Source organism: Cohnella phaseoli, assembly GCF_003386235.1.
GTDB lineage: Bacteria > Bacillota > Bacilli > Paenibacillales > Paenibacillaceae > Cohnella > Cohnella phaseoli.
This window is the reverse complement of sequence record NZ_QRDZ01000005.1, coordinates 393,847-405,603: the sequence shown is the minus strand read 5'-3', so window position 1 is coordinate 405,603 and position 11,757 is coordinate 393,847. Positions and strand designations below refer to the sequence as shown.

The following is an 11,757-nucleotide window of genomic DNA, read 5'->3' as shown; positions in this document are numbered from 1 at the left end:
CCTCATCAGGAGCAAGCTCCATCAGAGATCCGCTCGACTTGCATGTATTAGGCACGCCGCCAGCGTTCGTCCTGAGCCAGGATCAAACTCTCCATGAAAGGAGCTTTCACGGCAGGGCTTCCAGAGGAAGTCCCGAGAGTGAAAGTCTCCAACGCATAGAGCCTTTGAGGCTCATTCACTGCTGGTTTGCCTTCCGACGACCGAAGTCGTCTTCCGACGTTTTTGTTTCTTACGCTCAATGTTCAGTTTTCAAAGAACAATCGGTGTTGCTGGCCCGTCCGTTTCCGGCGCAGGAATTTCATCTTACCTCATCCCGCGCCTTCTTGCAACCCTCAATTTTTACCAGATTCGATATTTTTCGAGGATATTCGACTTAAGCGTTTCTATCAAGTACGCTTCGTGTCGGCGACAGGAATTAGAATATACCATGAATGCTATTGATAATGCAACTCTTTTTGCAAAAAAAACTTTTAGCAGTATGCTGACACTAGATTACCCAGGCTAAGAAAGGATGATGGGGAGCAGTGCGGAATGTATAGCTTGTTATGTTGTGTGCAGTAGCAATACTGGAAAGATCAGCAATAGCGTTAGTGTCTTGGGTATTATAGGAGCACCAACCTTGCCCTGGCCCCTTAGACAATAAAGCGGATCTCCCGCTTTATTTCCTACATTCGGGCAGATTCGGCGGGAATAAAGCGGACTTCCCGCTTTATTTTTGAAAAAATCAGCTTTTTCGGATTTTAGAACGGAGAATCCGCTCTATTTTCTTCAGAATGGCCGGTTGCCCGAATTTTAGGTGGATTTTCCGCTTTAGCGCAGTGTCGTCCAGTCGGTTCTTCTCATTTAATCACCGTTGCCGCAAGCCAACCAACTAATAAAGATATTAAATCCAAAGGTCGTACAGCTCGAAGCCAATTCAGTCGGTTTGAAGCTTGGGCCCACCGAGTTCTTCTATATATAGCGCATCAGTATCGAGTAACAGTTCCGCATCAGCTCCTCCTCAACTCAAGCCGCCGCTCTTCAGCAATCCCCCGACCTCTTGCCGTTCGCCCCCCATTCCCATTGACTCCGTCGCCGCAAAACTTTACCGCAATGATGCAATCGCGCGTTAACCCGCAGCCTTGCGAGGCCGGAAGCGTTGCGATAGAATTCAGCTAACACTTGAATGAATTGCCAAAAGGCAACGACGGAGAGAGTAAGCGGACAGCCTTAGCTGCCAGGGACGGAGCGCCGCCGACTGAGAGCGCCCGAGCGAAGATTCCGCCGAAGTTCACTCCCGAGCCGGTTCCTGATAGCGTCTCCCAAACGGATTCGCGGTAGGGCAACCCGTATCCCTGCGTTAAAGGTCAGAGTGAGAAATGAATCCGCGGCCGTATCCGGAGCGGCGAGATGCATTTCTAATAAGGGTGGTACCACGACTTCTCGTCCCTTGCGGAGGAGAGGTCTTTTTTTTTTGTTACTTGCGAACCTACCACATTCAATAAGGAGAGATCGATCATGAGCAACGGAAAATTGGAGGAGCTGCGCGGACAGCTTGACTCCGTGAATCAGCAGCTTTTGGAGCTTTTATCGGAACGTGGCCGCATCGCACAACAGATCGGACAAGAAAAAGAAAAGCAAGGCGTACCCAAATACGATCCTGTCCGGGAAAAAGAGATGCTCGACGAGCTCGTCGCCCAAAATAAAGGCCCGTTCGACAACGAGACGATCCGCCATCTGTTCAAGCAGATGTTCCAGGCCTCGCTTAAGCTGCAGCAATCGGATCACGTGAAGCATCTGCTTGTCAGCCGCAAGAGACATAAGGAAGATACGATCGTATCCGTCGGAGATGTGGCCGTCGGCGGCAAGAAGCCGATTCTGGTCGCCGGCCCTTGCTCCGTGGAAAGCTACGAGCAGGTTCGGAAAACGGCCGCCATGCTGAAGGCTTCGGGAGTGACCGTTCTGCGCGGCGGTGCGTTCAAGCCTCGTACCTCCCCTTACGACTTCCAGGGGCTCGGCATCGAAGGCCTCCAAATTCTCAAAGAGGTCGCGGACGAATTCGGCTTAAAAACGATCAGCGAGATCGTCGATCCTGCGCATGTCGAATTGGCCGGACAATATATTGACGTCATCCAGATCGGCGCCAGAAACATGCAGAACTTCGAGCTGCTCAAAGCTGCGGGAGACGTCAAGACGCCTATACTGCTTAAGAGAGGGCTCGCCGCAACGATAGACGAGTTCCTCCATTCGGCGGAATACATCGTGTCGCGAGGAAATACGCAGGTTATGCTGATCGAGCGCGGCATTCGCACCTACGAGAAAGCGACCCGCAATACGCTCGACATCTCGGCCGTGCCGATTCTCAAGCTGGAGAGCCACTTGCCGGTATTGGTCGACGTTACGCACTCGACCGGCCGCAAGGATATTATGGCGCCTTGCGCCAAAGCGGCTATCGCCGCGGGAGCCGACGGCGTAATGGTAGAGGTGCACCCCGACCCGGCCACCGCCTTGTCCGACGCCGCCCAGCAGATGAATTTCGACGAATTCCGCAAGTTCCTTGAAGAAGTAGGTCTGTCCGTATAAGCTCGTTACTAGCTGAAAAAGGGAACCCCAGTCGTCGCAGTAGCCTGCTGCCTTGACTTACGGGTTCCCTCTTATGTTATATGCCGACCCGGCTATTGCATAAACTTGACGTCATAGCCCTTCTGTTCCAGAAGCGACACCAGGCCGCTCTCTCCGGGCATGTGGAGGGAGCCCACGGCGATCAAATAAGTGCCGTCCTTCCCCTTCTGAAGAAAATCGTCAATTTTATCCGCCATCGCGACATTCCTGCTCAGCAGCAGCGCATCATTATACTCCTCGAACAGCTTGCCCATCGACTCCAGGCCTTCCTGTTCGAACTGCTTATGGGCTGTCTCCAGCTCATCGAGATTCCCTGCCTGCCACATCTCAATCAGTTGTTGCATCCCTTCCATCGCCTTGCCGCTGCTGCTCACCGTTTGATGAAAATAGAGCTGCTGCATCTCTTCGGAAAGTCCGTCGAAAATGTCCAACTGAGCTTCCAACGACTCCAGCTCGATCACTTCTTTTCCTTCCTTGTGAGCCTGCTTGGCAAAATGCATATCGATGCCCTCGGTCAACATAAACCTCATCGCGGGCAAACTTTCAAGCGTCATCGCCGCATACCAGGGCTCGTATTGATCGAACATCGGCGCTGCCGCGGCGAGCAGCGATTTCTTCAAAATCGATTGAAAACGTTCATAATCCTTCTCGTCTACGACATCCTTAAGCGTCGTTCCTTCCGGCAGCATCGCCCGCTCGTTGACAAGCTCCAGCGTCCGTTTCTGATCGGCCTTGGTCAAATCCAGCTCCAAAGCGACGAAATCCGCTTCGTCCAGCGTCCGCTCCAGCTGTGGGTCCAGCGGATACATTTTCTTGTCCGCAATGTGGATCGTGCCGACCAAGTAACCGGGATGGGCTCCGCCTTCGATCTTCCACAGAAACCCTTTGGCCGGTTGTGCCGCTTCGGGGGAAGTCGAAGGCTCCGAGCTTGATGAAGGAGCGCTGTCAACCGCACCCGAAGCGGAAGGTGAGGCCGTCTGCGAGGACGTAGCTTGCGGCGCATTCTCGGTCTTGGAGCTGCAGGCGGAAACGAAGAGGACGAAGACGGCCAAAATCGCCGCAGTCCATGGCCGTGACAGGCTTCGAATCACTTCATCTCACCTTCAATCCGCTTCATGAATTCCTCGGCCGCGCTGTAGCCTTGCTGTCTCAAGTACCAGCTATTGGCCGCCGCCTCGATCATGCCGGCGACATCCCTCCCGGGCTGGAGCTGAATTTCCAGATGGGGAATTTTTACGCCGAGATATTCCGTATACTTCTGCTCGATCTCCAGCTCGTTGTTCAGCGTCTGGTCCTTCCACGGAGCCAGTTCGATATCCAATACGATGCGCGTCTCGTCCTGGAACGCCTTTCTGCCGTATAGACGGACTACGTTAACCAGACCGATGCTGCGCAGCGCCAGAAACTCCCGCGTCGTCTCGTTGTGGGTGCCGAGAATCGTCTTGGAGCTTAGCTTTTTCATTACGACAATATCGTCCGCGACCAGCCGATGGCCTCTGCGAATAAGCGTATGAGCCGTCTCGCTCTTACCGATGCCCGATTTTCCCCGCAGCAAAATGCCGATTCCGGAAACGTTGACGCATACGCCGTGAATGGCGATTTCCGGAGCCAACGCCTGCGTCAGATAAGCATCCAGCTTGCCGAGAAATTCCGTCGTCGCATCCGATGTTCGCAGCAGCGGTATGCCCTCTTGCTGGCAATAAATCATCAAATACTTCAGGCCTTCCTGGTTAGCGGTAACGATAAAACAAGGAGGGTGATACTTCACGACGTTGCCGATGTGCAGCCGCCGCTCTTCCTCCGTCTGCTTATGCAAATAGTTGATTTCCTTCCGACCGAGTACCTGCACCCGGTTCATCGGGAAGAAATCGAAATAGCCGACAAACTCAAGGCCTGGACGATGGGCTCTCGAACGCGTTATTGCCCGCTCCAGATTGTCCTCCCCAGCCAGAATTTCCAGGCTGAATTTCTCTTGCAATTGCTTAACCGTAATGGACTTCAATCGATTTCCCCTCCTAACGCCTCCATTATAGCAAAAATTACCCGGCATCCACAGCAGTTGTCGGCTCTTCATAACTTCTTCTTTTCTCTCATATCCATGAATATCGATGAAATGGAGGTTATTGAATGAACGTAGACAAGCTCGCCCGGTATTGCCAATTGAAAGCCCAGATCAAACAGACGGAAGACGAACTTGAACAGCTTCGCAAGGAGATTACGGGCGAAATCGCCCAGGATGCGGAATTCGTCTGCGGCGACTACACGCTGAAAATCGTCTATCAGGAAAAAAGACATTACAACGATCAGCAGCTAGCCGCCGTCCTGCCCGATCCCGAGCTGTGGAGAGCTTTGTTTAAAGCCGATCCGGCCAAAATATCCGCGCTAGTGAAAACCGGTCTGCTGAACGAAAAATCGCTCGAGGGCACCTATACGACGATGCGTACTCCTTATTTGTACGTGTCGTCCACGCTTCGCGAGACGCAAACGTAGCATAAGGGGATCCCCCACAAGCTGAGTTGCTTGAGATGATCGAGATATAAAACAGGTGTATGCACCTCCTGGAGACGCCTCATACGCTCCTGAAATCACCCGTCTCGGGTTTCCCAATTCAGATTTCAGGAGCGTATAGCATCGGAGGAGGGACATACACCCGTCACCTTTTTTATCAATTATCTTTAACAGCAACTTGATCGGCTTATGAGACAGTCTCTTCGCGCGTTGAGAGAGCTTGCCGAACTACCCCTTCCGTCCAGCCTGGATCCGATCCGCCAACGCGGCCAAATCCATTCCCTTCAGCGCCCCTTCGATCAACTCCGGCAGCCGATCCGGGGAACAGCCAAAGCAGGGGATACCGAGCTTGGCTAATCTTTTCGCGATCCCCTCGTCGTAGGAAGGCACCCCGTCGTCGGACAGCGCGAGCAGGCAGATCGCCTGAACGCCCGCTTGCCGCATTTCGCCCATGCGCCGGATCATCTCCGCCCGATTGCCACCCTCGTACAGGTCCGACACCAGAATGAACAGCGTCTTCTTCGGCTCGCGAATGAAGGATTCGCAATAAGCGAGCGACTTGTTGATGTCCGTACCGCCTCCGAGCTGCACCCCGAACAGCATATCGACCGGGTCCTCCGCGCACTGCTCCGTCAGATCGACGACCTCTGTATCGAACACGACGACGCGAGTATCGAGCGATGGCATACTCGCGAAGATGGAGCCGACGATCGAAGCGTAGATGACGGAGCCCGCCATCGAGCCGCTCTGGTCGATATCGAGTATGACCGTCCACTCCTTGCTTCTGCGGGCGCGGTCATAGAAGAACACTCTATCGGGGATAAGTAAACCTCTTTCCCGATCGTAATTTTTCAAATTTTTGCGAATCGTCGTTTTCCAGTCCAGCCCGTTGGCCGAAGGCAGAGGAGAGTGCTGCCGCCGGTTCAGCGCCCCGGTTACGGCCCTCCTCATCTCCTGCTCCAGCCGTCTCATAATGTCTTCGACAACCGTCTTCACAAGCTGTCTCGCGGCTTCCTTGCCTTTCTCGGGAATTTGCCCCTTGAGCGCAAGCAGCGTCGCCACCATCTGAATGTCCGGCTTGACCTTGGATAGCAGCTCTGGCTCGAACAACAGCTGGTTCAATCCTTTGCGTTCAATGGCGTCCGATTGAATCACGGACACGATGTCGGCCGGAAACAGCGAACGGACGTCTCCGAGCCACTTGGCCAGACGCGGAGACGATTTGCCGAGCCCCGCAGACCGCGAGGAAGCACCGCTCCCGCCGCCGCTGCCACCGGCTCCTCCGTCTTTTCCGGTATCGTCATAGATCGCCGCAAGCGCCTCGTCTCTCAGCAAATCCTCGGGATCCAGCAGACCGCCAGGTCCGGAAGCGCTCATCGCCTCCAGCTTCTCCTCCGCCGCCGCTCCGAGAATGAGCCGCCATCGCTTAAGCTTCTCTCGATCGAGATCGCTCATAGGCTACAAATCTCCAAAATCGAATTCGTTGAGTTCATCCAGCTTCTTCTTCTCCTCTTCGTCGAGCGGCTGCAGCAGCTCCTCGCTCGTTTGTTCCGCCCCCGCTCCCCACAGGTCTCCGAGCAGCTCGGTTACGGAAGCCCGTTCCCGCGGCTCGAAATCCGCGAACGCCCTGCGCAGAAACACCAAGGAACGATAAAACGGTTCGTCCTCCAGCGACTGAACGTACAGGTCCAACTGCTCCCATAGGGCGGCGCGGGACAGCAGCGCATAACGGTTGCGCATCGACAGCCCTTCGAACCAGCCGGCTCCCAAATCCGCGGGAACGCCTGGAGACAGACGACGCGATACCTCCTGCGAGCATTCGTCCGCGGATATTTCGTCCCGCTCCAATAGAATGGCGAATGCGAAGCCGGACAGCTTGGCGTTCCGGTCGTCCCGCGTAGCCAGCTCTCGCAGCCTCGTCCGCCATTGCGCTTCGTCCACTTCCTCGTAATGCTCCTGCGCAACCGCATGCAGCTGCTGAATCGCCGCAGCCATGCCTCTCGCCGCATCGTCGTTGCAATTCGCCGAATCCACGAGCAGCAATGCGCCTCGAAGGAACAGCTGCTTCAGCAGCGGCACAAGCGATTCCGTCTCGAGGCGGCGAACCGAGCCGTAGCGGACGAGCGCGGACAGCTCGAACGCCGCGCCCGCGATCTGCTCGAAGTTGCCGGCTTCCGTCGCCAGCTCCTGCAGGGCGCGGGTCGACTCGGCCATCGCTTCGACAAGCCGGCATTCGCAGGAAACGCGAATCAGCTTGGCCGCCTCCGCCAAATTCTCGCATTGCTGCAGCCGCTCATGAATCACATAAGCCGCCGCAATCTGAATTGTCTCGCCCTTTAGCGTCGACTCGACCGCCTGAATTTCGGCCTCCGGCGTCCACTGCAGCACCCAGCGCTCCGCCCAGGAGGCCGACTCCTGATGAACCGCCTGCTTGCGCGCAAACCCGATGCCAAGAATCTCAAGCCGGTGAAGCAGGACGGAACGGTTCAAGTCCAGATACGCCGCTTCCTCGGACTTCACCCTGCGGTTTTCCCGCAAATCCAGCTCAAGGTCCTGAGCGACGGCGGTTTTGTACTTTTCCAGCTTCAACCGCTTCAGCTCGCGGTTCAGATCGTCCTGGATCGGCGTCTGGCTGACCCCTTCGGGGAGCTTGCCGATCTCCGTTCCGACGTCGATGCGTGCGAGCGCCTCCGCAACGACCGCATAATCGCCGTTGCCTAGACAGACGACGGCAGCGTCGCGCAGATCTTTCCAGGTCGGTCTGCTGCCGCCCTTCAGAGAAGCCAGCGCCTCGGACATGCGCACCGCTTCGATAACGGAGGCCGTCGAGCGATACGTTCCCGCTTCGCGAAGCAGCGTCGCCAGGCGAGTCATGTAGATCGTCGGCAGTTCGTCCGACTTGCTCCCGGTCAGACATTCCCAGAACAACTGATAATAAGCGGGCGCTTGATTGCCCGCCCCGTAGCCGGAATGCGAAGACAACTTGTAGTACGTATAAGGCATCAGCGTCAAGCTTGTCGGTACGGACGGCAGCTTGCCGAGCTCCGCGTCCGTCATCGCCGGAAGCGACAGGTCCACCGCTGAAGCGTGATGCGCGCCGACTATGACGACGATACGGTTCGGCTCGTGCCCCGCCGCCATCACTTCGCGAATCCGTCGGCGCATAAACGCTTCGCGCAGCTCGTTATAGGCAAGCTCCTGCGGCGCGGACGTTCGTTCCTCCGCTTCCGTCAGCTCGCGCATGCTCGCCGAAAAGGCATGAATCGCCTGACGATAAGCGCCCTGGCTTCCGGCATGCTCGTAGTGACGCTCCCAATACGCCTCGTAGTCGGGCTCATCCGCCAGCTCGGCGATAGATTCGTACAGCGAATGCTGCCAGCCCGCATACGCCCTCCTCTTCTCCACCGCATCCTCCGCTACGTCGTCCTCGCCGCCCTTTTCCCGCAATCCGAGCAGCGCCAGCGAACGATCCGTCGGCAAATCGATGAACTCGCACGGTACGCCGCGCTTATTCGCCCAGACGAAAGCCTGATACTCGGGAGAATAGGCCGCAAGCGGAAAAAGCAATGTACGCACCGGGAGGCTGCCCGTATACGCGAGCAGAGCGACGGGAGGCTTTACGCCGCTCTTCGTCAACTGGCCGATAAACGCATTCGCGTCGCTTGGCCCCTCGACCAGCACGGCCGTCGGCTTGATCTCGTCCAGATACGTCCGCATGTGATAGGCGCCCGCCGGGGACAGGTGTCTGACGCCGAAGACGCGCACCTGCTCCCCGTTCAACCGTTCAGCTCCTTGCAAGCGTTGTACAGACTGCGCCATTCCGATCCCCGCTTTTTCATCACATTGTCGAGATACTCCTTCCAGACGAGCCGGTCCTTCTCCTCGTCCTTGACGACCGCTCCTTGCAAGCAAGCGGCAATGTCCTCGTCCGCAATCTCCCCCGTGCCGAAGCTGGCGGCCAGAGCCATGCTTCCGGTCAGCAAGGAAATCGCCTCCGCCGTCGAAATGACGCCGCTCGGAGGCTTAAGCTTCTCCTTGTTGTCGAGCGTCGCTCCTCCGCGCAGCTCGCGGAAAATCGTGACCACCTTGCGCACCGCCTCTTCGTCGGGAAGCGCGGCCTGCAGCTCGTAGCTGGCGGCGATCTCGGCAACGCGTCGGTTGACGATGTCGACCTCGGTCTCAATGCTGGAAGGCGCCGGCAGTACAATGATATTGAATCTGCGCTTCAGCGCCGCCGACATCTCGTTCACTCCGCGGTCCCGCGTGTTGGCCGTCGCGATGACGGAGAAGCCTTTGGACGCGGATAGCTCGCGTCCGAGCTCGGGAATCGAGATCGTTTTCTCCGATAAAATGGAGATCAGCGCGTCCTGCACCTCCGAGGCGCAACGGGAAATTTCCTCGAACCGCGCAATGCCGCCGTCCTCCATCGCCCGATAGATCGGACTCTTGATCAAGGCTTGATCGGACGGTCCTTGCGCCAGCAGCATCGCATAGTTCCAGGAGTAGCGAATATGCTCCTCGCTCGTGCCCGCCGTCCCTTGAATTACCTTGGACGAATCGCCGTAGATGGCGGCGGTCAAATTTTCCGACAGCCACGACTTGGCCGTTCCCGGCTCGCCGATCAGCAGCAGCGCCCGATCGGTCAACAAGGTGGCGATCGCCATCTCGACGAGCCGCTTATTGCCGATATATTTCGGTCGGATCGGCACGCCGCCTGCCTCGCCGCCCGTAATAAACGTCAGTACCGCACGAGGCGACAGCCTCCACCCCGGCGGCTTCGCTCCCGCATCCGCTGCAGTCAGCGCCTCTAGCTCATGGGCGTAAAGCCTTTCCGCAGACAATCTTAAGACATTCGTTGCTTGATCCATTCCATAATCCCCTTCCCGCGGCCGGACGCTTCCTGCCGCTTGGCTCTCAGCTCTTGCACAATCTCCTGCACCTGCTCCCGAACGCTCGGATAATGAAGCTTCTCGATATACTGTTCAAGTCGATCCGCGTAGGAGCCAGGAAGCAGTCCAAGCAGCAGGCGCTGCTGCGGATACAAGTAATAGATCGTACGTCTCTTCCCGGTCTCCAGCACGTGTATCAGCATATCCGGAGCCTGCTTGCTGCCGATCTTGAACAAGGCCAGCAGAGCATGAGCGATGACGTCTTCGGTGAAATCCGGCTTCGCCTCGCATTTATCGAGCAAATACCGCTCCGTCTGCTTGTCGAATTCGTTAGCCAGCCTCGTCACGACCTCCAGTTCGTCCTGCTCGATGAACAGCTCCAGCCAGCGCGAGTCCAACGCCGGAATCGACTCCTCCGGCTCCTCGCGCATCAAGTGATCTGCGATCGTCGGCAGCAGCATCTGCATGCTTTCCGCCAGCGCCTTTCTTTTCCCCGTCAGCTTGTATTTGGAGAAGCGCTCGTACACTTCGGCCGGAGTCAGACTGCGCATGGCGGCATAAAGGCTAAGCTCAAGATACCTTCCCCGGTTGTTGTCGGCCAACGCAATGGCGAAGCTTCGGGCGTCCTGTCCGACGTCGTCCTTGAGATGCTCTCCCGCCGTCCGCTGCAGCCAATACGGCGCATGGGCGGCAAACAGCGGGTTGGAAAACAGCTCCTTGAGCAGTTCCGTAGATTCGGCGAACCTCCGGTCTCCGAGCGCATCGAGCACCGCTTGCACCGGGGCCCACGCCTCTTCCTTCTTCGCCTCTTCCTCCGTCAACTCGCGGTTCACCGTTTTGGCATACGCAAGGGCATGGCGAATCAAGTCGGCGTCCGCGGACATCCGGATCGGCTCGACGGCAAGCTCGCGGTCCTTGGAGACGAGCGCCTTGTAGATCCGCTCGGACGCAGCCGGCGTGCCTACATTCGCCAGCGCCAGCAGCGCCGCGCGGCGAATCTCCTTGCGCTTCTCGCCCGCCTGAGCGAGCAGAAAGCTCTCCTGATCCGCATAGCTTCCGAGCAGTTCAATCGCCGTTGCCCGCACCTCCGGCGAGCCTTCCTCCGCGGTCCGAAGCAGCAGCGGCTTTGCCGCCTCCCCCTGCATCCCGTGAATGAGGCGAAGCCGGCGGGAGTCCCCTTTGCCGCCATCCGAACGGAAAGCGCGGAGCAGCGCGGGAAGAGCAGCCTGCCCGAATCCGGGGATGATTTTCTCCTCGGCGATTTCAGGAATTTCCGCGTAGCTGTCCTCCAATGCGGCCACAGCCGGAAGCAGCAGCCGATAGTCGCGAATCGCGCCTTCCTCGCAAGCCTGACGCAGCACTTCCATTCTTCCTTGCCCTTTCACGGTCAGCGCCTCGATCACCGGCTTCAGCTTGCGATAAGGCTGCATCGCGTAATCGAAAGTATCCGTCCCTTCCAGCGCAGCGACCTCTCCCGGAACGTCCGTCCGTCCTTGGGTGTACAAAATCGAATTCAGCAGCGCGGACAAATCGAGCAATCTCATATCCGCTTCTTCCTGCCCGGCTTCAAGCGTCTGCTCGACGGCCTGCGCGACGCGCGCGAATACGGGCGAAGCCTCCCCCAGCTTGCGAACGCTTGGCAGCAGCTTGGTTAATCTCAGATCGCCGCGGGCCAGCTTGCTCCCGGCGATGAACAATCTTCTCGTCTCTCTGTCCAGTTCTTGCAGCGTTTCCAAACTCATCCTCTGATCCTCCCTTG

At 57.2% G+C, this 11,757-nt stretch carries 8 protein-coding genes and 1 rRNA gene; 2 read left to right on the top strand and 7 right to left on the bottom strand.

The features are described from left to right. Window positions 1-98: ribosomal RNA gene (locus tag DFP98_RS09220) — 16S ribosomal RNA — on the bottom strand; the annotation flags it as partial. 1,399 nt (window positions 99-1,497) lie between these two features. Between DFP98_RS09220 and DFP98_RS09215 the strand changes: the two genes are divergently transcribed. Next, window positions 1,498-2,562 carry a bifunctional 3-deoxy-7-phosphoheptulonate synthase/chorismate mutase gene (locus tag DFP98_RS09215; RefSeq protein ID WP_116060274.1) on the top strand — a complete coding sequence of 355 codons (1,065 nt, stop codon included), beginning with the start codon at window positions 1,498-1,500 and terminating at the stop codon, window positions 2,560-2,562. 92 nt (window positions 2,563-2,654) lie between these two features. Here the strand turns inward: DFP98_RS09215 and DFP98_RS09210 are convergent, their stop codons facing one another. Next, on the bottom strand, window positions 2,655-3,692 hold the full coding sequence (locus DFP98_RS09210; protein WP_116060273.1) for a TraB/GumN family protein: 1,038 nt from the start codon (window positions 3,690-3,692) through the stop codon (window positions 2,655-2,657). Then, window positions 3,689-4,603: an HPr(Ser) kinase/phosphatase gene (hprK, locus tag DFP98_RS09205; protein ID WP_116060272.1), complete on the bottom strand. Its 915-nt coding sequence runs from the start codon at window positions 4,601-4,603 to the stop codon at window positions 3,689-3,691. The genes DFP98_RS09210 and hprK overlap by 4 nt, the downstream gene beginning before the upstream one ends. Before the next feature lie 125 nt (window positions 4,604-4,728). Here hprK and DFP98_RS09200 point away from each other — a divergent pair, with 125 nt between their 5' ends. After that, window positions 4,729-5,091, top strand: a complete 363-nt coding sequence (locus tag DFP98_RS09200; RefSeq protein WP_116060271.1) for a hypothetical protein — start codon at window positions 4,729-4,731, stop codon at window positions 5,089-5,091. Between the two features lie 246 nt (window positions 5,092-5,337). Here DFP98_RS09200 and DFP98_RS09195 read toward each other — a convergent pair whose 3' ends face one another. The 4 genes from DFP98_RS09195 to DFP98_RS09180 are packed head-to-tail and all read right to left on the bottom strand — an operon-like array spanning window position 5,338 to window position 11,740. Continuing rightward, the gene (locus DFP98_RS09195; RefSeq protein WP_116060270.1) at window positions 5,338-6,564 is read right to left on the bottom strand and encodes a VWA domain-containing protein; all 1,227 of its coding nucleotides are present in this window, start codon (window positions 6,562-6,564) and stop codon (window positions 5,338-5,340) included. A gap of 3 nt (window positions 6,565-6,567) precedes the next feature. After that, the gene (locus DFP98_RS09190; RefSeq protein ID WP_116060269.1) at window positions 6,568-8,928 is read right to left on the bottom strand and encodes a DUF5682 family protein; all 2,361 of its coding nucleotides are present in this window, start codon (window positions 8,926-8,928) and stop codon (window positions 6,568-6,570) included. Further along, on the bottom strand, window positions 8,886-9,977 hold the full coding sequence (locus DFP98_RS09185; protein ID WP_116060268.1) for an ATP-binding protein: 1,092 nt from the start codon (window positions 9,975-9,977) through the stop codon (window positions 8,886-8,888). The genes DFP98_RS09190 and DFP98_RS09185 overlap by 43 nt, the downstream gene beginning before the upstream one ends. Beyond that, a complete protein-coding gene (locus DFP98_RS09180; protein WP_116060267.1) occupies window positions 9,953-11,740 on the bottom strand; it encodes a HEAT repeat domain-containing protein in 1,788 nt (595 codons plus the stop codon). Before DFP98_RS09180 ends, DFP98_RS09185 begins: the two co-directional genes overlap by 25 nt. Window positions 11,741-11,757: the final 17 nt, after the last annotated feature.